We start from the raw sequence: 22,767 nt of genomic DNA, 5'->3' as shown, positions 1-22,767 counted from the left end.
CGGTTGCTACGGCCTTGTGCTAGGCATGGCTCCCGAAGGGCTCCCCGCCCCCAGGGAGTCTCAGAACAGCACGCGGCTGCGAATAGTCCCGCCCACCTTCGCCAGCTTCTCCAGCGCCAGGTCCGAGGAAGCCGCGTCGATATCCATCACCACGTAGCCGATCTTCTCGTTCGTCTGCAGGAACTGCGAGGAGATGTTGATCTGGTTGTCCGAAAAGATCTTGTTGATCTCGGACAGCACCCCAGGCACGTTCCGGTGGATGTGCAGCAGCCGGTGCTTGCCCGGGTGCGCAGGCAGCGCCACCTCGGGAAAGTTGACGGAAGACGTCGAAGTGCCGTTGTCGCTGTACTTGACCAGCTTTTCAGCCACTTCCAGCCCGATGTTGGCCTGCGCCTCCATGGTCGAGCCGCCGATGTGCGGCGTCAGGATCACGTTGTCGAGGCCCCGCAGCGGCGACTGGAACTCGTCCTTGTTGCTGCGCGGCTCCACCGGGAACACGTCGATGGCGGCGCCCAGCAGCTTCTTTGCCTTCAGGGCCTCGGCCAGCGAGTCGATCTCGACCACCGTGCCGCGCGAGGCGTTGATCAGGATGGCACCGGGCTTCATGGCTGCGATCTCGGCCGCACCGATCATCCATTGCGTGGCCTGCGTCTCGGGCACGTGCAGCGTCACGATGTCGCTCTGGGCCAGCAGCTGGTGCAGCTCGCGCACCTGGCGCGCATTGCCCAGCGGCAGCTTGGTGACCACGTCGAAGAAGGCCACGTGCATGCCCAGCGCCTCGGCCAGCACCGACAGTTGCGCGCCGATGGAGCCGTAGCCCACGATGCCCAGCGTCTTGCCGCGGATTTCAAACGCGTTGTCGGCCGACTTGAGCCAGCCGCCGCGATGCGCCACCGCACTCTTCTCGGGCACACCGCGCAGCAGCAGGATGGCTTCGGCCAGCACCAGTTCGGCCACCGAGCGGGTGTTGGAATACGGGGCATTGAACACCGCCACACCGTGCTCGCGGGCAGCTTCCAGGTCGACCTGGTTCGTGCCGATGCAGAAGCACCCTGCGGCCACCAGCTTGTGGGCGGCGGCGAACACCTCGGCCGTCAGTTGGGTGCGCGAGCGGATTCCCAGGAAGTGCACGTCGGCGATCTTCGCCTTGAGTTCGGCGTCGGGCAGCGCGCCGGGCAGCGACTCGATATTGGTGTAGCCGGCGGCGCGCAGCACCTCCACGGCCGAGGGGTGAATGCCTTCGAGCAAGAGGAACTTGATCCTGCTTTTGTCGAGGGAGGTTTTGCTGCTCATGGCGGTCTCTTGGAAGCCCCGGCCGTGGCGACAGGCTAGGCCAAAAAAGGGAGGGCGATGCTAGCATGGTGCGGCGCAGCATGCAGGGCCGCAGCCCGCGCCGGGCCTGACGCAAACAGGGCCAAAGGGGTTTCCCCGATTGGAAGAAACCCGCGCTCCATGCGCCAATGTGACGCGGCCGTGTCATGCACATGCCCTAGCATCCGCGCTTTCCATTTTTCCCTTCAGGAGTCTTCATGCGATTCAAGACGCTTGCGCTGGCATCGGCGTTGGCTGCCACGCTGTTCAACGTGGCACAGGCCCAGACCGAGATCCAGTGGTGGCATTCCATGACCGCCGTCAACAACGAGTGGGTCAACGATCTGGCCAAGCAGTTCAACGAGAGCCAGAAGGAATACAAGATCGTCCCGACCTTCAAGGGCACGTACGACGAATCGATGACGGCCTCCATCGCGGCCTTCCGCGCCGGCAATGCGCCGCACATCCTGCAGGTGTTCGAAGTGGGCACCGCCACCATGATGGCCAGCAAGGGCGCCATCGTGCCGGTCGGCCAGGTCATGAAGGACGCGGGCGAGAAGTTCGACCCAGCCGCCTACATTCCCGCCGTGGCCGGCTACTACACCGCCCCCAATGGCCAGATGCTGAGCTTCCCGTTCAACAGCTCGACCACCATCTTCTATTTCAACAAGGATGCCTTCAAGGCTGCCGGCCTGCCCACCGACAAGGCACCGTCGACCTGGCCTGAAGTGGTTGCGGCGGCCGCCAAGCTCAAGGCCAGCGGCCACAAGTGCCCGTTCACCACGGCCTGGCAGAACTGGACGCAGGTGGAGAGCTTCTCGGCCTGGCACAACGTGGAGTTCGCCAGCAAGGCCAACGGCCTGCAGGGCCTGGACGCGCGCCTGAAGGTGAACTCGCCGCTGCACCAGCGCCACATCGAGAACCTGGCCAGCATGGCCAAGCAGGGCCTGTTCATCTACAAGGGCCGCGGCAACGTGCCCGAGGCCTCGTTCGTGTCGGGCGAGTGCGCCATGATCAACACCTCTTCGGGCTTCTACGGCAACGTGGCAAAGAACGCCAAGTTCGCCTACGGCCTGGCGCCCCTGCCCTACTACCCGGACGTGCCGGGCGCGCCGCAGAACACCGTGATCGGCGGCGCCAGCCTGTGGGTCATGTCGGGCAAAAAGCCGGCCGAATACAAGGGCGTGGCCAAGTTCTTCAGCTTCATCTCGACGCCTGAAGTGCAGTCCGCCAGCCACAAGCGCACGGGCTACCTGCCCGTGACCACCGCTTCGTACAAGCTCACCGAAGAGTCGGGCTTCTACAAGCAGAACCCCGGCACCGACGTGGCCGTGACGCAGATGATCCGCAAGGTCACCGACAAGAGCCGCGGCATCCGCCTGGGCAACTACGTGCAGATCCGCGCCATCGAAGACGAAGAGCTCGAACAGGTCTGGAACGGCAAGAAGACGGCCAAGGAAGCCCTCGACGCCATCGTGACGCGGGGCAACGAGCAGCTGGAACGCTTCCAGAAGGCAAACAAGAGCTGACGATTGACGACCGGACCCCTCGTGTCCGGCTAATATCGCCCGCCCCCGCTCACTCTTCTACAAGAGTGGGCGCGGCGGGATTTTTTATGTAGAGGGTTCATGGAAAAACGCGTCTTCTTTCGCTCGGGCTGGCTGCCCTGGCTGCTGCTGGCACCCCAGATGGCGGTGATCCTCGTGTTTTTCTTCTGGCCGGCGGGGCAGGCCATCCTGCAATCGCTGCAGCAGCAGGATGCGTTCGGCACATCGGTCGAGTTCGTCGGGCTGCAGAACTTCAAGGAGCTGTTCCACGACCCGGCCTACGCCGAGTCGTTCAAGACCACCGCCGTTTTCTCGGTGCTGGTGGCCGGCATCGGCATCAGCCTGTCGCTGGCGCTCGCCGTGTTCGCCGACCGCATCGTGCGCGGCGGCATGTTCTACAAGACCATGCTGATCCTGCCGTACGCGGTGGCCCCCGCCGTGGCAGCGGTGCTGTGGGTCTTCATGTTCTCGCCGTCGCTGGGCGTGGTGGCCTACGCGCTCGGCAAGATCGGCATCGACTGGAACCACCTGCTCAATTCGCGGCACGCAATGACGCTGATCGTGATGGCGGCGGTGTGGAAGCAGATCTCCTACAACTTCCTGTTCTTCCTGGCCGGCCTGCAGTCCATTCCGAAATCGCTGATCGAGGCCGCCGCCATCGACGGCGCTCGCCCATGGCGCCGGTTCTGGACCGTGCAGTTCCCGCTGCTGTCGCCCACCACGTTCTTCCTGCTGGTGATGAACGTGGTCTACGCCTTCTTCGACACCTTCGCCATCGTCCACGCCGCCACCGAGGGCGGCCCCGGCAAGGACACCGAAATCCTCGTCTACAAGGTCTATCACGACGGCTTCAAGGCACTGGACCTTGGCGGCTCCGCCGCGCAGTCGGTGGTGCTGATGGTGATCGTCATCGCGCTCACCATCGTGCAGTTCCGCTACGTCGAAAAGAAGGTGCAGTACTGACATGGTTGAAAAACGAAGCACCCAGGGCATCCTGGCCCACGTGGTGATGATCCTCGGGGTCATCATCGTCGCCTTCCCCATCTACCTTGCGTTCGTGGCGTCCACCCACACCGCGCAAGAAATCGTGCAGAGGCCCATGCCGCTGCTTCCAGGCAGCCACATGCTGGACAGCTACAAGGCCGCGCTCTTCGGCCGCGCCACCAGCGCCGGATCGAACGCGCCGGTCGCGCACATGATGTGGGTGAGCCTGGTGACGGCCATGGTCATTGCCATCGGCAAGATCTCGATCTCGCTGCTGTCGGCCTTCGCCATCGTCTACTTCCGCTTTCCGTTCAAGAAGATCTGCTTCTGGGCCATCTTCGTGACGCTGATGCTGCCCGTGGAAGTGCGCATCCTGCCCACCTACAAGGTGCTGTCGGACCTGAGCCTGCTGAATTCGTACGCCGGCCTCACGGTGCCGCTGATCGCGTCGGCCACGGCCACTTTCCTGTTCCGCCAGTTCTTCCTGACCGTGCCCGAGGAGCTCACCGAGGCCTCGCGCATGGATGGCGCCGGTCCGATGCGCTTCTTCTTCGACGTGCTGCTGCCGCTGTCGAAGACCTCGATTGCCGCGCTGTTCGTGATCCAGTTCATCTACGGCTGGAACCAGTACCTCTGGCCGCTGCTGGCGGTCACCAATGAGGACATGTACCCCATCGTCGTGGGCATCAAGCGGCTGATTGCCGGCGGCGACGGCCAGAACGAATGGAATGTCGTGATGGCCACCGCCATCCTCGCCATGCTGCCGCCCGCACTGGTGGTGGTGCTGATGCAAAAGTGGTTCGTCAAGGGCCTTGTTGATACAGAGAAATAGGCTCGCCCCCAGGCTGCGCGCACTTCGTGTCGCTTCGCCAACCCCCTACCGGGGGCACCACCAGCGGCCCGGCAAAGCCGGTTCCGCGGTGGTTCTGGAAATAACAGTGCCTCGCGATAGAGGCCGCAATCGAGAAGAACATGGCTGCACTTTCCCTTCGCAACGTCATCAAGCGCTACGGCCACGGGCCGAAAGCCAACCAGGTCATCCACGGCGTGAGCGCCGAAATCGCCGACCGCGAATTCATCGTCATCGTCGGGCCCTCGGGCTGCGGCAAGTCCACGCTGCTGCGCATGGTGGCCGGCCTGGAGGAAGTCTCGGCCGGAGAGATCGCCATCGGCAGCAGGGTGGTGAACGAGCTCGAACCCTCCGAGCGCGACATCGCCATGGTGTTCCAGAACTACGCGCTGTACCCGCACATGAGCGTGTTCGCGAACATGGCCTATGGCCTGAAGATCGCCAAGGTGCCGGTCGACGAGATCAAGGTGCGCGTCGACAAGGCCGCGAAGATCCTCGAACTCGGCCACCTGCTGGAACGCAAGCCGCGCGAGCTCTCCGGCGGCCAGCGCCAGCGCGTGGCCATGGGCCGCGCCATCGTGCGCCAGCCGCAGGTGTTCCTGTTCGACGAGCCGCTGTCGAACCTCGACGCCAAGCTGCGCGCGCAGACGCGCCTCGAAATCCAGAAGCTGCACCGCGAGCTCGGCATCACCTCGCTGTTCGTCACGCACGATCAGGTCGAGGCGATGACGCTGGCGCAACGCATCATCGTGATGAACGGCGGCGTGATGGACCAGTTCGCCACGCCCGAAGAGGTGTACAACCGCCCCGCCACCACCTTCGTGGCCAGCTTCATCGGCTCGCCGCCGATGAACCTGCTGCGGCACGCGCCGGGTGTGCGTCCGGGCCAGATCCTGGGCATTCGCCCCGAGCACATGAAGCTCGACGAAAGCGGCTGGACGGTGCAGGTCGAGCAGGTCGAACTGCTGGGCGCCGAGCGCCTGGTGTACGGCCGCATCGGCGACGAGCAGATCATCATGCGCACCGATGAAGGCGACCATCCGCCGGTCGCGGGCGACACGGTAAAAATCGCGGCGCGCGAAGACAAGCTGCACTGGTTCGACGCCGGTTCGGGCAAGCGCGCAGACTGAACGATGGCCTTGTCGACACCCTGGCCGTATCCCCGCTGGGTCGCGCATCGCGGCGCCGGCAAGCTGGCACCCGAAAACACGCTTGCGGCCTTCAAGCTCGGCGCTGCCCATGGCTACCGCATGTTCGAGTGCGACGCCAAGCTCAGCGCCGACGGCGTGGTCTTCCTCATGCACGACGCCACGCTCGGCCGCACCACCAGCGGCCACGGCATCGGCGGCGCGCAGCCCTGGAGCGCATTGGCGCAGCTCGACGCGGGCGGCTGGCATTCGCGCAGCTACGCGGGCGAGCCGCTGCCCACGCTGGAAAACATCGCGCGCTTCTGCCTGGCCAACGGGCACCTGCTCAACATCGAGATCAAGCCGACGCCCGGCGTCGAGCGCGAAACCGGCGAAGAGGTGGCGCGCGAAGCCGCCCGCCTGTGGCAGGGCGCGGCCGTGCCGCCGCTGCTCACGTCCTTCCAGGTCGAATCGCTGAAAGGCGCGCAGGCAGTACAGCCCGAGTTGCCGCGCGGCCTGCTGCTCGACACGCTGTGGAACGGCTGGCTCGAAGCCGCGCAGCAGCTGGGCTGCGTGGCCATCGTCTGCAACCACGCGCTGTGGAACGCGGCAGTGGTGGCGCAAGTGCACGGCGCAGGCCTGCGCGCGCTGAGCTACACGGTGAACGACGAGTGGGCCGCGCAGCGGCTGATCGACCTGGGCACCGACGGCATCATCACCGACAGGGTGGACCTGTTCAGCCCCGCCGGCTGAGGCTGCACCTACGCACTTACTTCTTACCGGCCCTTACGAAATGGCGGCTTCTATGATGCGGCCATGAGTTGGACCCTACGCTTCGCGAGCTTCTGCCTCGCAGCCCTGTGCATGTGCGGCGGCGCCTCGGCGCAGCCAGACCTCGGCGGCAACGCCAACAGTGCTGCCGCGGCCGCAGCAGCCCCTGCCCCCACAGTGGCCGAACTGCGCGAGCAGTTCACCAAGCTCAGCACCGCCGCCGAGACCGACGAGGACGCGCGCAAGCTGCTCGCGCAGATCAACGACATCGGCACCCAGGCCGACAAGTTCGTCACCGCGCGCACCGGTGAGCTTGCCGACCTGAACGCCCGGCTCGGCGAGCTCGGCAACCCGCCCGCCGCGGGCGCCACCGAAGACCCCGACATCACCCGCCAGCGCGCGCGCCTGACCAAGGAGCGCAACGCGCTGGACGCCGACATCCGCCTTGCGCGCCTGCTGTCGGTCGACGTACGGCAGCGCGGCACCGAGCTGGTCACGCAGCGCCGGGCGCTGTTCGAGGCGCAGCTCACCGAGCGCGCGGCCTCACCGCTGACCGCCGAGTTCTGGAACGACCTGCGCGAGGCCTGGCCCGACGACAAGGCACGGCTGAAGGCGATGGTGTCCTCGGTGAACGACGGCCTGGTGGCCGCGACGCAACCCGAAACGCGCCTGCAGGTGATCGCGGCCCTGGTCGCAGCGCTGCTGCTGGCGGTGTTCGGCAACTGGGCGGCCGAAGTCCTGCTCACCCGGCTGGCCGCGCGCGTCCTGCCGGCGGGGCGGCTGCGGCGCTCGGTGCTGGTGATCGGCATCGTCGCGAGCCATGTGCTGCTCGTGGCCGTGGCCGCGCACGGCTTCGTCGAGGTGCTGAAACAATTCGCCACCTGGGAGCCGCAGGCGCGCAAGGTGCTCAATTCGACGGCGCAGGCGCTGGTGTTCATGGCCTTCGTGATCGGGCTGGGCCGCGGGCTGCTGGCCACGCGCCGGCCCTCATGGCGCTTGCCGCCGATTCCCGACGCCATGGCCACCCGGCTCGCCGCCCTGCCCTGGCTGGTGGCGCTGGTGGCCGCGCTGGCATGGACTCCGGCGGAGGTCAACGCGCTGATCGACGCGAGCTTCGCCGCCGTGGTGGCCACGCACGTGCTCACGGCGCTGGTGCTGACGGCGCTGGTCGCCACGGTGCTCTATGTCGTGAAGCCGCTGCGCGCCGATGCGGCCGAGGCCGGCCTGCCCGAGCGGCCGATGTGGGTCGGCCTGCTGGTAGCGCTGATCGGCGCGCTGATGATCGCGATCTGGGTGCTGGTGGCCGTCGGCTACGTAGCGCTGGCGAGCTTCCTGGCCTCGCAGCTCACCTGGAGCGGCATCGTGGCTGCCGCTTTCTACGTGCTGTTCAAGTTCGCGGACGACGTGTTCATGGCCACGGTGTCGTCGCGTGCCGCCTTCGGCCAGCGACTGCAAAAGAGCTTCAACCTCGCGCCGCAGACGCTGGACCAGGTCGCCACGGTGCTGTCGGCGCTGAGCCGGGTGGCGCTGTTCTTCTACATGTTGATAGCGCTGGCCGCGCCGCTGGGCACGGGGCCGGGCGAGGTGTTCCAGCGCAGCGGCAAGTTCGGCACCGGCGTGAAGGTGGGCGAGTTCCAGCTGGTGCCGGGCGCGATCCTGAGCGCGATCGCGGTGGCGGTGGTGGGCTTCGTCGTGCTGCGGATCTTCAAGCGCTGGCTCGAAAGAGCCTACCTGCCGAACACGAAGTTCGAGCCGGGCATGCAGAGCTCCATCACCACGCTGCTGGGCTACGTGGGCGGCATCATGGTGGTGGCGTTCGCGCTTTCCGCACTGGGCATCGGCATCGAGCGCATCGCGTGGGTGGCGAGCGCGCTGTCGGTGGGTATCGGCTTCGGCCTGCAGGCGATCGTGCAGAACTTCATCTCGGGGCTGATCCTGCTGGCCGAGCAGCCGGTGAAGGTGGGCGACTGGGTGGTGCTGGGCACGGCGGAGGGCGACGTGCGGCGCATCAACGTGCGCGCCACCGAAATCCAGCTGGGCGACCGCTCGACGCTGATCGTGCCGAACTCGGAGTTCATCACCAAGACCGTGCGCAACATGACGCTGGCCAACGCCGAGGGCCGCGTGCTGATCCGCCTGCCGATGCCGCTGACCACCGACGCGCAGCGCGTGCGCGATCTGATCCTCGCGGCCTGCAAGGCGCACGAAGGCGTGCTGGAAACCCCGGCGCCGTCGCTCACGCTCGAGGGCATCGAGAACGGGCTGCTGATCTTCCAGGCGATCGCCTATGTAGCGAGCCCCCGGCTCGCGGGCGGCGTGCGCAGCGACCTGCTGTTCGTGATCCTCGACGAACTGAAGAAGGCCTCGCTGCCAATGGCCACGCCGACCACTTTCATGATGGCGCCCACCGAGCCCGCCGCGGCCGCACCGGCGCCTGCGACGTCGAATTCGCCCATTCCCGGTATGCCGAGCTGAGCCCTACTCCAGCGGCAGCGCCGTGGTGAACTTGATCTCGTTGAGGCACACGCTCGAACGCACCGCCGACACGCCGGGCATGTGCATCAGCGTGTGCATCAGGAACTGCGAGAGCGCCTCCAGGTCTTGCGCGACGACCTTGAGCACGTAGTCGAAGTCGCCCGTCACCGAGTAGCACTCCAGGATCTGCTTCAGGTCGGCGATCAGGTCCTGGAACTTGGGCAGTTCGTCGACATGGCCGCGCGCCATGGTCACATGGATGAAGGCGATCACGCCCAGCCCGATGTGGCGCGCGTTCAGGCGCGCCGCGTAGCCGTTGATGAGCCCCAGTTCTTCCAGCCGCCGGTGGCGCCGCAGGCATTGCGCCGGCGAGAGATTGGCCACCTCGGCCAGTTCGAGATTGGATGCACGGCCATGCACCTGCAGGTGCTCAAGAATCTTCCGGTCGATCCGGTCCAGTGCGATGTCATGCAATTTCTTCTCCCAATGCACCAAATTCATGCAATTTTATGGCGCAAAGCGGGGTAAGCCCGAGCCGTTCATGCACCTTAATTGTGCAAAGTACGATCTAGACTCCGAAGCGCCCGGGACGCATGCCGCGATCCAGGGCCGCTGAAATCCCCGCCACCGGCGCCCGCCGGCGGCTTCAGACGCATCCACATCCCCCACCCGGAGACCCTTCCCGTGAAAAACGCTTTGCTTCGCACACCCTTCAGCGCAGTGGCCCTGGCCCTCGGCATGCTGGCCGCCGCGCCTTCGTTCGCGGCCGACACCAAGTCGGTGGCCGTGACCGCCATCGTCGAGCACCCGGCGCTGGACGCCGTGCGCGACGGCGTGAAGGCCGAGCTGAAGGCGGCCGGCTACGAAGAAGGCAAGAACCTCAAGTTCAGCTACCAGAGCGCGCAGGGCAACGTAGGCACCGCCGCCCAGATCGCCCGCAAGTACGTGGGCGATGCGCCTGACGCGATCGTCGCCATTGCCACGCCATCGGCGCAGGCCGTGGTGGCCGCCACCAAGACGATTCCGGTGGTGTATTCGGCAATCACCGACCCGGTGGCCGCCAAGCTGGTGAAGAACTGGGAGCCCTCGGGCACCAACGTGACGGGCGTGTCGGACCTGTCGCCGCTCGAAAAGCACGTCGGCCTGATCAAGCAGGTGGTGCCGAACGCCAAGCGCATCGGCGTGATCTACAGCCCCGGTGAAGCCAACTCGGTGGCCATCGTCGCCTCCCTGAAGAAGGCCGCCGCCGACGCCGGCATGACCGTGGTCGAAGCCGCCGCCGCCCGCACGGTGGACGTGCCGACCGCCGCCCAGAGCCTGGTCGGCAAGGCCGACGTGATCTACACGCCCACCGACAACAACGTGGTCTCGGCCTTCGAAGGCATCGTGAAGGTGGCGCAGCAGGCCAAGCTGCCGGTGGTGGCGGCCGACACGGCCACCGTGGAGCGCGGCGCCGTTGCGGCACTGGGCCTGAACTACAGCGACATCGGCCGCCAGACCGGCAAGATCGTGGTGCGCATCCTCAAGGGTGAAAAGCCCGGCACCATCGCCTCGCAGACCAGCACCAACTTCGAGCTGGTGGTGAACCCCGGCGCGGCCAAACTGCAGGGCGTGACGCTGTCCGAATCGCTGCTGAAGACCGCCAAGGTCGTGAGCACGAAGTAAGCAGGCGAGCCTTTTTCTCTCATGTCGCTCATCGCTTCGCTGGGCGCCATCGAGATCGGTCTGATATTCGGACTGGTCGCGCTGGGCGTCTTCATGTCGTTTCGCATCATCAACTTTCCCGACCTCACGGTGGACGGCAGCTTTCCGCTGGGCGCCGCCGTGGCCGCGACGCTGATCGTCGCGGGCTGGAACCCGGTGGCCGCCACCGCGGTGGCCTGCGTGGCCGGCGCCGCCTCGGGCTGGGTCACGGCCTGGCTCAACGTGAAGCTGAAGATCATGCAGTTGCTCGCGAGCATCCTGGTGATGATCGCGCTGTACTCCATCAACCTGCGCGTGATGGGCAAGCCCAACGTGGCGCTCATCACCGAGCCGACCGTGTTCAGCATGGTCGACTTCGGCGGCATGCCCGAACAGTGGGCCAAGCCGCTGTTGCTGCTGCTGATCGTGATCGTCGCGAAGGTCCTGGTCGACATGTTCTTCGCCTCGGAAGCGGGGCTCGCGATGCGCGCCACCGGCGGCAATGCGCGCATGGCGCGGGCCCAGGGCATTTCCACCGACTTCCACACCATGGCGGGCCTGGCGCTGTCGAACGCGCTGGTGGCGCTGGCCGGCGCGCTGTTCGCGCAGAGCCAGGGCACGGCCGACATCTCGATGGGCGTGGGCACGATCGTGATCGGCCTGGCCGCGGTGATCATCGGCGAGACGCTGTTGCCCGCGCGAAGCATGGTCATCACCACGCTGGCCTGCGTGCTGGGTGCGCTGCTGTATCGCTTTTTCATCGCGATGGCGCTGAACACCGACTTCATGGGCCTGCAGGCGCAAGACCTGAACCTGGTGACGGCCATGCTGGTGGCGTTCGCACTGCTGGTGCCGGCCTACAAGCGCAAGCTGGGCGGGCTTTTCAAGGGGAAGAACTGATGCTGCGCGCCCAACAACTCGAAATGACCTTCAACCCGGGCACGCCGATCGAGAACCGCGTGCTGCGCGGGCTCAACCTGGAGATTCCGACTGGCCAGTTCGTCACCGTGATCGGCTCGAACGGCGCGGGCAAGTCGACCTTTCTGAATGCGGTGAGCGGCGACCTGATCGTCGACAAGGGCAGCATCGAGATCGACGGCAAGGACGTGACCCGCCTGAACGCCTGGCAGCGCTCGGGCATGGTGGCCCGCGTGTTCCAGGACCCGATGGCCGGCACCTGCGAGGCGCTGACCATCGAGGAGAACATGGCGCTCGCCTGGAAGCGCGGCGAGCGCCGGGCCTTCGGCTTTGCGCTGAACCGCAACCTGCGCGAACTGTTCCGCGAGAAGCTGTCGATCCTGAAGCTGGGGCTGGAGAACCGGCTGGCCGACCGCATCGGCCTGCTCTCGGGCGGGCAGCGGCAGGCGGTGAGCCTGCTGATGGCCTCGCTCAAGCCCTCACGCATCCTGCTGCTGGACGAGCACACGGCCGCGCTCGACCCGAAGACTGCCGCCTTCGTGCTGGAGCTGACCGCCAGGATCGTCGAAGGCAGCCAGCTCACCGCGATGATGGTGACGCACAGCATGCGCCAGGCGCTGGACTACGGTTCGCGCACGGTGATGCTGCACGAGGGCCAGGTGATCCTCGACGTGGCCGGGTCGCAGCGCTCGGGACTCGATGTGCCCGACCTGCTGCGCATGTTCGAGCAGACACGCGGCGAGAAGCTGGACGACGACAAGCTGCTGCTGGCCTGATGGTGTCGGATGCCCCATTCGTGCGCGGCATGCGCGCCGGTGACCTCGACGCCGTGCTCGCGATCCAGTTCGCCTGCTATGGCGCGGGGTTCGTGGAGGACGGCGCGCTGATCGCCCGGCGGCTCGCGGCCGCGCCGCATACGGGCTGGGTGGCCGAGCATAAAGGCGGTGTGCGGGCCTATCTGGCGGGGTATCCGTCAGTGGCCGGCAAGCTCACGCCGCTGCACGGGGAGTTCGAAGTAGCAGAACAGCCCGATTCGCTGTACCTGCACGACCTGGCGGTGGACCCGGACGCCTCGGGCTTGGGGCTGGGGCCCTTGCTGGTACGCCATGCCTGGGCCCACGCGGCACAGGCCGGCTGGCGGCATTCGACGCTGGTGTCGGTGCAATCCTCGGTGGGTTTCTGGCTGCGCCAGGGTTATGCGGCCGCGCAGCCCGCCGGCACCGGGCAGCAGGCCCGTCTCGCCACCTACCCCGGCGAGTCGGTCTACATGATCCGCCGGCTGGGCTGACTGGTTGTCAGCGGCGCCAGCCGCGCATCGCCAGCCACTGGACAGTGCCGCAGACCACCACGAGCGCGGCGTAGGTCACCATCGCTCCGTCGCGCCCGAACACGGCAAGGCCCACCACCAACACCCCCACGCCGGCCGCAAAGGTCAGCGCCCACTGCACCCACCAGCGCGGAACGCCGGCGCGGTTGCCGCCCAGGAACCGCCCGACAAAGGCCAGCACCAGGGCCAGGAAAGCCGCGGGTGCTACAAAATTAAGCAGGTGGTTCAGGAGGGCCAGCAGGTCCATCGGGAGGGGTTACGCACGTGCCGGAACATGCGCGGAAGGTTATGGCTGTCATAGGGAAAGCCATTTGTCCTTCCGCAAGCCTCGTGCGGCTGCTGATTTTATAATCACGGCCATGTCAGTCTGGGCTCTCGGCTTGAACCACACGACCGCGCCGCTCGATCTGCGCGGTCGTTTCGCGTTCGCGCTCGACCAGATAGCCCCCACGCTGCAGAGTCTGCGCAGCTCCTTTGCCTCCGGCCGCCACCCCCAGGTCGAGGCCGCGATCATCTCCACCTGCAACCGCACCGAGATCTATTGCGCCTCGGAACACGCCGCGCTCGACCACACCTTCGGCTGGCTGGCGGCCAGCGGCGGCGTGGCCCCCGCCCTGCTGCGCTCGCATGCCTACACCCTGCATGACGACGAAGCCGCGCGCCATGCCTTCCGCGTGGCCAGCGGGCTCGATTCGATGGTGCTGGGAGAAGCGCAGATCCTCGGCCAGATGAAAGACGCCGTGCGCGCAGCCGAGACGGCCGGCGCGCTCGGCAGCACGCTGAACCAGCTGTTCCAGCGCTCCTTTGCCGTCGCCAAGGAGGTCCGCACCGCCACCGAGATCGGCGCGCACTCCATCAGCATGGCCGCCGCGGCGGTCCGGCTGGCCGGGCAACTCTTCGAAGATTTGCATCAAACGCGCGTGCTGTTCGTCGGCGCTGGCGAAATGATCGACCTTGCGGCCACGCACTTCGCGGCCAAGGAGCCCAAGTCGATCGCCATTGCCAACCGCACGCTCGAACGCGGCGAGAAGCTGGCCTCGCGCTTCGGCGGCGAGGCAATGCGGCTGGCCGACCTTCCCTCGCGGCTCGCCGAGTTCGACATCGTGGTGAGCTGCACCGCGAGCACGCTGCCGATCATCGGCCTGGGCGCCGTCGAGCGGGCGCTCAAGGCGCGCAAGCACCGCCCGATGTTCATGGTCGACCTGGCCGTGCCGCGCGACATCGAGCCTGAAGTGAAGGCACTCGAGGATATTTATCTCTACACCGTCGACGACCTCGCCCAGGTCGTGCAACAGGGCCAGGCCAACCGCCAGGCAGCGGTGGCGCAGGCCGAAGTGATCATCGATGCCGGCGTGCAGAGCTTCATGCACTGGCTCGGCCAACGCGGCACCGTGCCGCTGATCCAGCAGCTCAACGTACAGGCCGACGAGTGGCGCGCCGCCGAAATGGCCCGTGCGCGCAAGCTGCTGGCCAAGGGCGAATCGGTCGATGCGGTGCTCGAAGCCATGTCGCGCGGGCTCACGCAGAAGATGATGCACGGCGCCATGGCCGAGCTGCACGCGGGCGATGCCGCCTCGCGCGAGCAGACGGCGCAGACGATCTCGCGCCTGTTTCTGCGCAAAGAGCGTTAGCGACGCTCGTCATCGCCTGGCCCGACCGGCCGCGATCTTCTTAATGCGCCCTGCCCTCGCACGGCAGCACCCTCCCCTTTTTTCGAGCCTCTTTCCCCCGTGAAATCCTTTCTGCGCCATCAACTCGAACGCTACGCCCAGCGCCTGGGCGAGCTCGACTTCCTGCTCTCGCGCGAAGACATCATGAGCGACATGGCGCAGTACCGCACCATCTCTCGCGAGCATGCCGAGGTCACGCAGATCGCCGGCCGCTACGAGCGCTACCGCCAGCGCGAGGCCGACATCGCAGGCGCCAGGGAGATGCTCGACGACCCCGACATGGCCGAGATGGCGAAGGAAGAAATCGCAGGCGCCGAAGCCGAGCTGGTGCAGCTCGAAGAAGAACTGCAGCGCCTGCTGCTGCCCAAGGACCCCGATGACGCGCGCAATGCCTTCCTCGAAATCCGCGCGGGCACGGGCGGCGACGAATCCGCTCTGTTCGCGGGCGATCTGCTGCGCATGTACACACGCTATTGCGAGCGTGCCGGCTGGCGCTGCGAGGTGGTAAGCGAAAGCGAGAGCGAGCTCGGCGGCTACAAGGAAGTGGTGATCCGCATCGTGGGCGACGACGTGTTCGGCCACCTGCGCTTCGAATCGGGCGGCCATCGCGTGCAGCGGGTGCCCGCCACCGAGACACAGGGCCGCATCCACACCAGCGCCTGCACGGTTGCCGTGCTGGCCGAGCCCGACGAGACCGTGGCCGTGCAGATCAACCCCGCCGACCTGCGCATCGACACCTACCGCGCGAGCGGCGCCGGCGGCCAGCACATCAACAAGACCGACTCGGCCGTGCGCATCACGCACATCCCGACCGGCATCGTGGCCGAGTGCCAGGACGACCGCAGCCAGCATCGCAACAAGGCCAAGGCGCTGCAGGTGCTGTCGGCGCGCATCCAGGAAAAGGAGCGCAGCGAACGCGCCGCCAAGGACGCGGCAATGCGCAAGGGGCTGATCGGCAGCGGCGACCGCTCGGACCGCATCCGCACTTACAACTTTCCGCAAGGGCGGCTGACCGACCACCGCATCAACCTCACGCTCTACAAGCTGCTCGCCATCATGGAAGGCGACCTCGGCGACGTGCTCGACGCATTGCGCGCCGCACGCGAAGCCGAGCAGCTGGCCGAGCTGGAATCGAGCCTGCCGGCGTGATGACCACCACCGAGAACCCGTTGCCGTCGACCGTGGCGCAGGCGCTGACCGCGGCTGTCGCCCTGGGCATCGATCGGCTCGATGCCCAGTTGCTGCTGCTGCACGCGCTGGGCCGCGCCCCGCACGACCGGGCCTGGCTGCTGGCGCACGACACCGATGCGATGCCCGACGCGGCGTGGTCCGCGCTGGCGGCACAGCTGTCGCGGCGCCGCACCGGCGAGCCGGTCGCCTATCTGCTGGGCGAGAAGGAATTCCATGGCCTCAACCTGCAGGTCGATGCCCGCGTGCTCGTGCCGCGGCCCGACACGGAAACGCTGGTCGAATGGGCGCTGCAGTGCCTCGAAGGCCATGCCGCTCCGCGCGCGCTCGACCTCGGCACGGGCAGCGGCGCAATCGCGCTGGCCCTGCAGCACGCCTGCCCCGATGCGCAAATCGATGCGGTCGACGCCAGCGCCGACGCGCTCGCGGTCGCCCAGGCCAACGCCCGGCGCCTCGGCCTGCCCGTGCGCTTTGCCCAGGCGAACTGGCTCGACGGCGCCGGCAACGGCTACACGGTCATCGCCAGCAATCCGCCGTACATCGCCGCCGGCGACCCGCATCTGCCCGCGCTGCGCCACGAGCCTTCTTCCGCGCTGGTTGCGGGTGCCGACGGCCTCGACGACATCCGCCAGATCGTGCAGAACGCCCCCGCCCACCTCGCGGAGGGCGGCTGGCTTCTGCTCGAACACGGCCATGACCAGGCCGCCGCAGTGCGCCAACTGCTCGCCGCGCGCGGTTTCGCCGAAGTGCAAAGCCGCGACGACCTCGCCGGCATCCAGCGCTGTTCCGGCGGAATCTGGCGCACGGTGAAATAATCCCCCCAGCCTATTTTTTCAGGAGTCCCCATGTCCGACGCCCAGCAACGCATCGACGACCTCGTCAAGACCAACGACCTCGTGCTCTTCATGAAGGGCAATGCAAGCTTTCCGATGTGCGGCTTCTCGGGCCGCGCGATCCAGATCCTGAAGGCGGTCGGCGTCGACACCAAGACGCTCAAGACCGTCAACGTGCTCGAAGACGACGGCATCCGCCAGGGCATCAAGGAATACAGCAACTGGCCCACGATCCCTCAGCTCTACGTGAAGGGCGAGTTCATCGGCGGCTCGGACATCATGATGGAGATGTACGAATCGGGCGAACTGCAGCAAGTGGTGAACGGCGCTGCCGCCTGAATCCGCGAAGCCGGTCATGAGCCACGATCACGACGCGGATCACGGCCATTCGCATGACGGCGATGCCGGCGAAGGCGCCCCGGCCTGGAAGCACGACGGCGTGCGGGTGATCGGGGCCAACCAACTCGACGTCAACACCGCGCAGACGCCCGGCATGAACCGGGCGGCCGCCATCAACTTCGCCCGCGTGGGCGCACAGAAGCTCTGGGCCGGCACCGTGACCATCCACGCCGATGCCAAGACCGGCGCCCATCACCACGGGCACCTCGAATCGGTGATCTACGTCGTGCGCGGCCGGGCCCGCATGCGCTGGGGCGAGAAGCTGGAGTTCACGGCCGAGGCCGGGCCGGGCGACTTCATCTATGTGCCGCCCTTCGTGCCGCACCAGGAGATCAACGCCAGCGCGACCGAAACGCTCGAATGCGTGCTGTGCCGCAGCGACGGCGAGGCAGTGGCGGTGAACCTCGACATCGAGCCCGTGGAAAAACCTGAATCGGTGCTCTGGGTCGACCCGACTCACCCCCACGGCGGGGTCTGAGCGTTTTTCCGGTGCCGAGTCATGGCACCATGGTGGCCGTCTTCGACGTGCCACCATGACCCTGACCCAAAGCCTGCTCATCATCGCGCTACTGATTGCGCTGAGCGCCTTCTTCTCCCTTGCCGAAATCACCTTGGCTGCCTCGCGCCGCCTGCGTTTGCGCCAGATGGCCGACGAAGGCGACCCTCGGGCAGAGAAAGTGCTGCGCGTGCAGGAGCAGCCCGGCCACTACTTCACTGTGGTGCAGATTGGGCTCAACGCAGTGGCGATTCTTGGCGGCGTCGTGGGCGAGGGCTCGCTCAGCCCGTATTTCGCGGTCTTCTTCGAGAAGTGGCTGAGCGTCGAGGCTTCGGCCAGCGCGGCCTTCCTGTGCTCGTTCATCATCATCATCGCGGTGTTCCTGGTGTTCGCCGACCTGTTTCCCAAACGGCTGGGCATGAGCAACCCCGAGCAACTGGCGGTACGCATGGTCGGGCCCATGCAGTTGCTGATCACCACCTTCAAGCCGCTGGTGTGGTTCTTCACGCGCTGCACCGACCTGCTGTTCAAGCTGCTCGGCATGCCGATGGTGCGCGACGACAAGATCACCTCGGCCGACATCCTCGCGATGACCGAGGCCGGCGCCCGGGCCGGCGTGCTCGCAGTGCGCGAGCAGCAGGTGATCGCCAACGTGTTCGAGCTGGAAACACGCCTGGTGAGCAGCGTGATGACCGCACGCGACAGCATCGCCTGGTTCCTGCACGACGACCCCGAGTCGGTGCTGCGCGCGCGCATCGTGGCCGAGCCCTTCTCGGCGTACCCGGTGTGCGACGGCGACATCGACCACGTGCTGGGCTATGTGGACGCCAAGGACATGTTCCAGCGCGTGCTCAGCGGCCAGCCACTGGCCTTCGACCAGGGCCTGCCGCTGCACAAGGCGCTGGTCATTCCCGACCGGCTCTCGCTCACTGAAGTGCTCGAGCAATTCCAGCAGGCGCATGAAGACTTCGCGATCATCGTCAACGAATACAGCCTGGTGGTGGGGGTGATCACGCTCAACGACGTGATGAGCACGGTGATGGGCGACCTGGTGTCGATGCCCGACGAAGAGCAGATCGTGCAGCGCGACGAAAACTCGTGGCTCATCGACGGCATCACGCCCATTCAGGACGTGCAGCGCGCGCTGCACATCGACGAACTGCCGCATGCCGAGGAGTACGAGACGCTCGCGGGCTTCCTGATGGTGATGCTGCGCCGCGTGCCCAAGCGCACCGACAACGTGACCTGGGGCGGCTACACCTTCGAGGTGATGGACGTGGACAGCTACCGCATCGACCAGGTGATGGTCACGAAGGGCTCGGGCACCGCCAAGGCGCCGGCGAGCTGACCGGACTGGAGCGGACTGGCTGGCGGGCTCAGGCCGCCGACCGGTCCTTGTCCTTGTCCTTTTCCTTCTCGCGCTCCTTGTCGTTGAACACCCAGAGCCGCTGGTTGGCGAACACCGCGTTCGGGTACGGCGACTTGCCCCGGCTGCCGTTGTAGCGGCCCAGCGTCATGTACAGGTCGCCGTTCTCGCGGTCGAGGTAGTGGCGCAAGATCACGCAGCCGAAGCGCAGGTTGGTCTGCATGTGGAAGAGCTTGGCCGAATCGCTGTCGCCGATCACGCGCGTCCAGAACGGCATGACCTGCATGTAGCCGCGCGCGCCGGCACTCGACACCGCGAACTTGCGGAAATTGCTCTCGACCTGCACCAGCCCGAGCACCAGGCTCACCTCGAGCCCCGAGCGCTTGGCTTCGTACCAGGCGGTCTGCAGGAACTCGATGCGCGAGGGCGCGTCGGCGATCTTCTTCTTGAGGCGTTCGCTCATCTCGCCGAGCCAGCGCAGGTAGGCCAGGCGGGCTTCGGTGTTCGCAAACTGGGGCACCGGCGGCGCCTTGTTGTGGATGGCGGAGCTCAGTGCGGTGCGCACCGAGTCGATCAGCGGCTCTTCGATCTGCGCACCGGCCAGGGCGGTCTGCGGCAGCGACAGCATTGCGAGGGCCCCCGCCGTCACGGCGCCGCCCAGGCACTGGCGTCGCGAGAGGCCGCCCTCGAGGCTCATTTCGCGAGCTTGCCGGTGATGAAGTCGGCGATGCCGGCTGCAGGCACCTTGGTGGCCGCGGTGTCGCGCCGGCCCTGGTATTCGAGCTGACCTTCCTTGAGACCGCGATCCGAGATGACCACGCGGTGCGGCACGCCGATCAGCTCCCAGTCGGCGAACATCGCGCCGGGGCGTTCGCCGCGGTCGTCGAGCAGCACGTCGACGCCCTTGGCAAGCAGCTCTTCGTAGAGCGCTTCGGCCGCCACCTTGACCTCGGGGCTGCGGTCCATGCCGATCGGGCAGACCACCACCGTGAACGGGGCCAGCGCGTCGGGCCAGATGATGCCGCGCTCGTCGTGGTTCTGTTCGATGGCGGCGGCCGGCAGGCGGGTGATGCCGATGCCGTAGCAACCCATTTCGAGGAATTGCGGCTTGCCGCCTTCGTCGAGGTAGGTGGCGTTCATGTCCTTGCTGTACTTGGTGCCCAGCACGAACACGTGGCCGACTTCGATGCCGCGCTCGATGGCCAGCACGCCCTTGCCGTCGGGCGAGGCGTCGCCCGCGACCACGTTGCGGATGTCGGCGATCAGGTCGGGCTCGGGCAGGTCGCGGCCCCAGTTGACGCCAGTCATGTGGAAGTCGACCTCGTTGGCGCCGGTGATCCAGTCGGCCATGACGGCAGCTTCGCGGTCGGCCACGAGCTTGACGGGCTTCTTGAGGTTCAGCGGGCCCAGGTAGCCGGGCTTGCAGCCGAAGTGGTCCTCGATCTCAGCGAGGGTTGCGAAGCGGAAGCCCTGGTTCAGGCCGGGCAGCTTGCTGACCTTGATCTCGTTCATGTCGTGGTCGCCGCGCAGCAGCAGCAGCCAGACCTGCGAGCCCTTCGGATTGCCGGCCTCGTCGACGATATCGGTGGCAAGCACCAGCGACTTGATGGTGGTCGAGAGCGGCACGCCGAGCAGTTCGGCCACGTCGGCGCAGGTGCTCTTGCCGGGGGTCGGCGTTTTCTGGAGCGGCTTGGCGGCCGCGGGGCGCGGGCCGGCCGGGGCCAGCGCCTCGGCCTTTTCCATGTTGGCGGCGTATTCGCTGTCGGGGCAGTAGACGATGGCGTCTTCGCCGGTCGCGGCGATCACCTGGAATTCTTCGCTCAGGTCGCCGCCGATGGCGCCGCTGTCGGCCGCCACGGCGCGGTAGCGCAGGCCGAATCGGTCGAAGATGTTGCGGTAGGCCTGCGCCATGGTCTGGTAGCTGGCCTTGGCCGCGTCGAGGTCGCGGTCGAAGCTGTAGGCGTCCTTCATGATGAATTCGCGCCCACGCATCAGGCCGAAGCGCGGACGGCGCTCGTCGCGGAACTTGGTCTGGATCTGGTAGAAATTCTTCGGCAGCTGCTTGTAGCTACGGATTTCCTGGCGCGCGATGTCGGTCACGACCTCTTCGCTGGTCGGCTGGATCACGTAGTCGCGGTCGTGCCGGTCCTTGATGCGCAGCAGCTCGGGGCCCATCTTCTCGAAGCGGCCGGTCTCCTGCCAGAACTCGGCCGGCTGCACCACGGGCATCGTCATCTCGACGGCGCCGGCGCGGTTCATCTCTTCGCGCACGATGGCCTCGACCTTGCGGATCACGCGCAGCCCCATGGGCATGTAGGTGTAGATGCCCGTGCCGAGCTTCTTGATCATGCCGGCCCGCATCATGAGCCGGTGGCTCGCGACCTCTGCGTCAGCGGGCGCTTCCTTGAGGGTGGAGACAAAAAATCGGGAAGCTTTCATCGGGATCGGTGTGATGGATTCGCTGGATTCGAAAATGGGAAGTGGGGGACTGCTCCCCCGGAGAGACCCTGAGAGCCTGGCATCGGCAGCTTGCCGAGGGCAACCCGGCATGCATAATCGACTCAGTTCAAAAATTGGGGTTTGATTATGCTCGACCGGGACGGCTTCAGGCCCAACGTCGGCATCATCCTGCTCAACCAGAGAAACCAGGTTTTCTGGGGCAAACGCATACGCACGCATTCCTGGCAGTTTCCGCAAGGCGGCATCGACCGCGGCGAAAGTCCCGAGCAAGCCATGTTCCGGGAACTGCACGAGGAAGTGGGGCTCCATCCGGAGCACGTGCGCATCGTGGCCCGTACCCGCGACTGGTTGCGCTACGAGGTGCCGGATCGGTTCATCCGCCGTGACGCACGGGGCCACTACAAGGGCCAGAAACAAATCTGGTATTTGCTGCAACTCGTCGGCCACGACTGGGATCTCAACCTGCGTGCCACCGACCATCCCGAGTTCGATGCTTGGCGCTGGCACGACTACTGGGTGCCGCTCGACGTGGTCGTCGAGTTCAAGCGCGGCGTCTACGAGATGGCGCTCACCGAGCTTGCTCGCTACCTGCCAAGGCAGGATTTCCGCAACCGCTTCCTGCGCAGCAACGTGCGCGCCCGAGAATTCGAGCGCCATTCGCCAGACGCCGGGGCGCCTCCCGGACTGGACCTGCCGCCCGGCGGCAGTTTCGATCCGCATCCCGACATTCCTTCTGCGAGCGATGAACCTCCTGTCCACAACAACAAAGCGCCGTTCCTTCCGACGCAACGCTGAACGCGCCCTTCTTCTGATCTGCTTCGGCGTCCTCGCGGGCTGCGCCTCGGGCCAGCACGACACCGACAACCCCGACTGGGCGCAGGCCGGCAGCCCGCCGCCGCCGAAGCGATCCGAAACGGACAGGGAATGGGAAGAAACGGCAACGCCGCCGCCGCCGGCCTTCAGCGAAAGCCGTCTGCTGCCGATCGAGATGCCGCCCTACATGAGCCTGAAGTTCGGCGTCGACCCGAACACGATCACGATCACTGGCGACGGGATCGTGCGCTACGTGGTGGTGGCGCGCAACCGCACTGGCAGCGCCGTCAACGCCTTCTACGAGGGCGTGCGCTGCTCCACTGCGGAAATGAAGAGCTATGCGCGCTACAACAACGGCGCCTGGCAAGACGTCGCAAAGCCGGAGTGGAAACGCCTGAACGACCTGAACTCCAGCTACACCCGGGCGCTGTCGACCCAGGCCCTGTGCCGCGGCAATGCGCCGCGCGCCTCGATCGGGGAAATGGTGCAGAACATACGCAACCCGGTGCGGGAAGTGCAGTAGTCAATCCAGACAACAACGGGGCCTTG

Annotated in this window: 23 protein-coding genes; 18 read left to right on the top strand and 5 right to left on the bottom strand. The window is 66.5% G+C overall.

Annotated features, from left to right (window positions below):
- Positions 1–60: 60 nt before the first annotated feature.
- On the bottom strand, positions 61–1,293 hold the full coding sequence (gene serA, locus NWF24_RS05060; protein ID WP_258353245.1) for a phosphoglycerate dehydrogenase: 1,233 nt from the start codon (positions 1,291–1,293) through the stop codon (positions 61–63).
- A gap of 236 nt (positions 1,294–1,529) precedes the next feature.
- On the opposite strand from serA, the gene ugpB reads away from it, so the two are divergent.
- The 6 genes from ugpB to NWF24_RS05030 all read left to right on the top strand — a co-directional run bounded on the left by ugpB (position 1,530) and on the right by NWF24_RS05030 (position 9,065).
- Complete coding sequence (gene ugpB / locus NWF24_RS05055; protein WP_258353244.1) at positions 1,530–2,840, top strand: sn-glycerol-3-phosphate ABC transporter substrate-binding protein UgpB; 1,311 nt, start codon at positions 1,530–1,532, stop codon at positions 2,838–2,840.
- A gap of 99 nt (positions 2,841–2,939) precedes the next feature.
- Positions 2,940–3,821, top strand: coding sequence for a sn-glycerol-3-phosphate ABC transporter permease UgpA (gene ugpA / locus NWF24_RS05050; RefSeq protein WP_093057468.1), 882 nt, complete (start codon positions 2,940–2,942; stop codon positions 3,819–3,821).
- A gap of 1 nt (position 3,822) precedes the next feature.
- Positions 3,823–4,674, top strand: a complete 852-nt coding sequence (gene ugpE, locus NWF24_RS05045; protein WP_093057467.1) for a sn-glycerol-3-phosphate ABC transporter permease UgpE — start codon at positions 3,823–3,825, stop codon at positions 4,672–4,674.
- Positions 4,675–4,814: 140 nt separating this feature from the next.
- Entirely contained in the window at positions 4,815–5,822 is a 1,008-nt protein-coding gene (gene ugpC, locus NWF24_RS05040) for a sn-glycerol-3-phosphate ABC transporter ATP-binding protein UgpC (RefSeq protein WP_258353243.1), read from the top strand.
- Positions 5,823–5,825: 3 nt separating this feature from the next.
- Positions 5,826–6,572: a glycerophosphodiester phosphodiesterase gene (gene ugpQ, locus NWF24_RS05035; protein WP_258353242.1), complete on the top strand. Its 747-nt coding sequence runs from the start codon at positions 5,826–5,828 to the stop codon at positions 6,570–6,572.
- A gap of 63 nt (positions 6,573–6,635) precedes the next feature.
- A complete protein-coding gene (locus tag NWF24_RS05030; protein ID WP_258353241.1) occupies positions 6,636–9,065 on the top strand; it encodes a DUF3772 domain-containing protein in 2,430 nt (809 codons plus the stop codon).
- 3 nt (positions 9,066–9,068) lie between these two features.
- Here NWF24_RS05030 and NWF24_RS05025 read toward each other — a convergent pair whose 3' ends face one another.
- Complete coding sequence (locus tag NWF24_RS05025) at positions 9,069–9,566, bottom strand: Lrp/AsnC family transcriptional regulator (RefSeq protein ID WP_258353240.1); 498 nt, start codon at positions 9,564–9,566, stop codon at positions 9,069–9,071.
- Positions 9,567–9,803: 237 nt separating this feature from the next.
- Between NWF24_RS05025 and NWF24_RS05020 the strand changes: the two genes are divergently transcribed.
- The 4 genes from NWF24_RS05020 to NWF24_RS05005 are packed head-to-tail and all read left to right on the top strand — an operon-like array spanning position 9,804 to position 12,954.
- Entirely contained in the window at positions 9,804–10,730 is a 927-nt protein-coding gene (locus NWF24_RS05020; RefSeq protein ID WP_258355241.1) for an ABC transporter substrate-binding protein, read from the top strand.
- 21 nt (positions 10,731–10,751) lie between these two features.
- Positions 10,752–11,648, top strand: a complete 897-nt coding sequence (locus NWF24_RS05015) for an ABC transporter permease (RefSeq protein ID WP_258353239.1) — start codon at positions 10,752–10,754, stop codon at positions 11,646–11,648.
- Positions 11,648–12,442: an ABC transporter ATP-binding protein gene (locus NWF24_RS05010; protein WP_258353238.1), complete on the top strand. Its 795-nt coding sequence runs from the start codon at positions 11,648–11,650 to the stop codon at positions 12,440–12,442. Before NWF24_RS05015 ends, NWF24_RS05010 begins: the two co-directional genes overlap by 1 nt.
- Positions 12,442–12,954 carry a GNAT family N-acetyltransferase gene (locus NWF24_RS05005; protein ID WP_258353237.1) on the top strand — a complete coding sequence of 171 codons (513 nt, stop codon included), beginning with the start codon at positions 12,442–12,444 and terminating at the stop codon, positions 12,952–12,954. Before NWF24_RS05010 ends, NWF24_RS05005 begins: the two co-directional genes overlap by 1 nt.
- Positions 12,955–12,961: 7 nt before the next feature.
- On the opposite strand, the gene NWF24_RS05000 is transcribed toward NWF24_RS05005, so the two are convergent.
- Positions 12,962–13,240, bottom strand: coding sequence for a hypothetical protein (locus NWF24_RS05000; RefSeq protein ID WP_258353236.1), 279 nt, complete (start codon positions 13,238–13,240; stop codon positions 12,962–12,964).
- Between the two features lie 112 nt (positions 13,241–13,352).
- On the opposite strand from NWF24_RS05000, the gene hemA reads away from it, so the two are divergent.
- From hemA to NWF24_RS04970, 6 genes are all read left to right on the top strand, one after another.
- The gene (gene hemA / locus NWF24_RS04995; protein ID WP_258353235.1) at positions 13,353–14,624 is read left to right on the top strand and encodes a glutamyl-tRNA reductase; all 1,272 of its coding nucleotides are present in this window, start codon (positions 13,353–13,355) and stop codon (positions 14,622–14,624) included.
- Between the two features lie 99 nt (positions 14,625–14,723).
- On the top strand, positions 14,724–15,812 hold the full coding sequence (gene prfA, locus NWF24_RS04990) for a peptide chain release factor 1 (RefSeq protein WP_258353234.1): 1,089 nt from the start codon (positions 14,724–14,726) through the stop codon (positions 15,810–15,812).
- Complete coding sequence (gene prmC, locus NWF24_RS04985; protein WP_258355240.1) at positions 15,812–16,666, top strand: peptide chain release factor N(5)-glutamine methyltransferase; 855 nt, start codon at positions 15,812–15,814, stop codon at positions 16,664–16,666. Before prfA ends, prmC begins: the two co-directional genes overlap by 1 nt.
- Positions 16,667–16,696: 30 nt before the next feature.
- On the top strand, positions 16,697–17,023 hold the full coding sequence (gene grxD, locus NWF24_RS04980) for a Grx4 family monothiol glutaredoxin (RefSeq protein ID WP_093057456.1): 327 nt from the start codon (positions 16,697–16,699) through the stop codon (positions 17,021–17,023).
- Between the two features lie 16 nt (positions 17,024–17,039).
- Positions 17,040–17,561, top strand: coding sequence for a cupin domain-containing protein (locus NWF24_RS04975; RefSeq protein ID WP_258353233.1), 522 nt, complete (start codon positions 17,040–17,042; stop codon positions 17,559–17,561).
- A 55-nt stretch (positions 17,562–17,616) separates the two neighbouring features.
- Positions 17,617–18,927, top strand: a complete 1,311-nt coding sequence (locus tag NWF24_RS04970) for a hemolysin family protein (protein ID WP_258353232.1) — start codon at positions 17,617–17,619, stop codon at positions 18,925–18,927.
- A 28-nt stretch (positions 18,928–18,955) separates the two neighbouring features.
- Here the strand turns inward: NWF24_RS04970 and NWF24_RS04965 are convergent, their stop codons facing one another.
- Positions 18,956–19,642 carry a lytic transglycosylase domain-containing protein gene (locus NWF24_RS04965; RefSeq protein WP_258353231.1) on the bottom strand — a complete coding sequence of 229 codons (687 nt, stop codon included), beginning with the start codon at positions 19,640–19,642 and terminating at the stop codon, positions 18,956–18,958.
- The gene (locus tag NWF24_RS04960; protein WP_258353230.1) at positions 19,639–21,384 is read right to left on the bottom strand and encodes a proline--tRNA ligase; all 1,746 of its coding nucleotides are present in this window, start codon (positions 21,382–21,384) and stop codon (positions 19,639–19,641) included. Before NWF24_RS04960 ends, NWF24_RS04965 begins: the two co-directional genes overlap by 4 nt.
- Positions 21,385–21,531: 147 nt before the next feature.
- Here NWF24_RS04960 and NWF24_RS04955 point away from each other — a divergent pair, with 147 nt between their 5' ends.
- On the top strand, positions 21,532–22,200 hold the full coding sequence (locus NWF24_RS04955; protein ID WP_093057451.1) for an RNA pyrophosphohydrolase: 669 nt from the start codon (positions 21,532–21,534) through the stop codon (positions 22,198–22,200).
- Positions 22,148–22,741 (top strand): CNP1-like family protein, encoded by a 594-nt coding sequence (locus NWF24_RS04950; RefSeq protein WP_258353229.1) that lies wholly within the window; start codon positions 22,148–22,150, stop codon positions 22,739–22,741. Before NWF24_RS04955 ends, NWF24_RS04950 begins: the two co-directional genes overlap by 53 nt.
- Positions 22,742–22,767: the final 26 nt, after the last annotated feature.

Origin of the sequence: Variovorax paradoxus (assembly GCF_024734665.1) — a bacterium.
GTDB lineage: Bacteria > Pseudomonadota > Gammaproteobacteria > Burkholderiales > Burkholderiaceae_C > Variovorax.
Note: the sequence above shows the minus strand (reverse complement) of the source record. Positions and strands in the feature narration are given on the sequence as shown.

Coding starts and splice junctions, on each gene's coding strand:
- serA (WP_258353245.1), bottom strand. CDS start 1,293: ATGAGCAGCAAAACCTCCCTCGACAAAAGCAGGATCAAGTTCCTCTTG.
- ugpB (WP_258353244.1), top strand. CDS start 1,530: ATGCGATTCAAGACGCTTGCGCTGGCATCGGCGTTGGCTGCCACGCTG.
- ugpA (WP_093057468.1), top strand. CDS start 2,940: ATGGAAAAACGCGTCTTCTTTCGCTCGGGCTGGCTGCCCTGGCTGCTG.
- ugpE (WP_093057467.1), top strand. CDS start 3,823: ATGGTTGAAAAACGAAGCACCCAGGGCATCCTGGCCCACGTGGTGATG.
- ugpC (WP_258353243.1), top strand. CDS start 4,815: ATGGCTGCACTTTCCCTTCGCAACGTCATCAAGCGCTACGGCCACGGG.
- ugpQ (WP_258353242.1), top strand. CDS start 5,826: ATGGCCTTGTCGACACCCTGGCCGTATCCCCGCTGGGTCGCGCATCGC.
- NWF24_RS05030 (WP_258353241.1), top strand. CDS start 6,636: ATGAGTTGGACCCTACGCTTCGCGAGCTTCTGCCTCGCAGCCCTGTGC.
- NWF24_RS05025 (WP_258353240.1), bottom strand. CDS start 9,566: ATGAATTTGGTGCATTGGGAGAAGAAATTGCATGACATCGCACTGGAC.
- NWF24_RS05020 (WP_258355241.1), top strand. CDS start 9,804: ATGCTGGCCGCCGCGCCTTCGTTCGCGGCCGACACCAAGTCGGTGGCC.
- NWF24_RS05015 (WP_258353239.1), top strand. CDS start 10,752: ATGTCGCTCATCGCTTCGCTGGGCGCCATCGAGATCGGTCTGATATTC.
- NWF24_RS05010 (WP_258353238.1), top strand. CDS start 11,648: ATGCTGCGCGCCCAACAACTCGAAATGACCTTCAACCCGGGCACGCCG.
- NWF24_RS05005 (WP_258353237.1), top strand. CDS start 12,442: ATGGTGTCGGATGCCCCATTCGTGCGCGGCATGCGCGCCGGTGACCTC.
- NWF24_RS05000 (WP_258353236.1), bottom strand. CDS start 13,240: ATGGACCTGCTGGCCCTCCTGAACCACCTGCTTAATTTTGTAGCACCC.
- hemA (WP_258353235.1), top strand. CDS start 13,353: ATGTCAGTCTGGGCTCTCGGCTTGAACCACACGACCGCGCCGCTCGAT.
- prmC (WP_258355240.1), top strand. CDS start 15,812: ATGACCACCACCGAGAACCCGTTGCCGTCGACCGTGGCGCAGGCGCTG.
- grxD (WP_093057456.1), top strand. CDS start 16,697: ATGTCCGACGCCCAGCAACGCATCGACGACCTCGTCAAGACCAACGAC.
- NWF24_RS04975 (WP_258353233.1), top strand. CDS start 17,040: ATGAGCCACGATCACGACGCGGATCACGGCCATTCGCATGACGGCGAT.
- NWF24_RS04970 (WP_258353232.1), top strand. CDS start 17,617: ATGACCCTGACCCAAAGCCTGCTCATCATCGCGCTACTGATTGCGCTG.
- NWF24_RS04965 (WP_258353231.1), bottom strand. CDS start 19,642: ATGAGCCTCGAGGGCGGCCTCTCGCGACGCCAGTGCCTGGGCGGCGCC.
- NWF24_RS04960 (WP_258353230.1), bottom strand. CDS start 21,384: ATGAAAGCTTCCCGATTTTTTGTCTCCACCCTCAAGGAAGCGCCCGCT.
- NWF24_RS04955 (WP_093057451.1), top strand. CDS start 21,532: ATGCTCGACCGGGACGGCTTCAGGCCCAACGTCGGCATCATCCTGCTC.
- NWF24_RS04950 (WP_258353229.1), top strand. CDS start 22,148: ATGAACCTCCTGTCCACAACAACAAAGCGCCGTTCCTTCCGACGCAAC.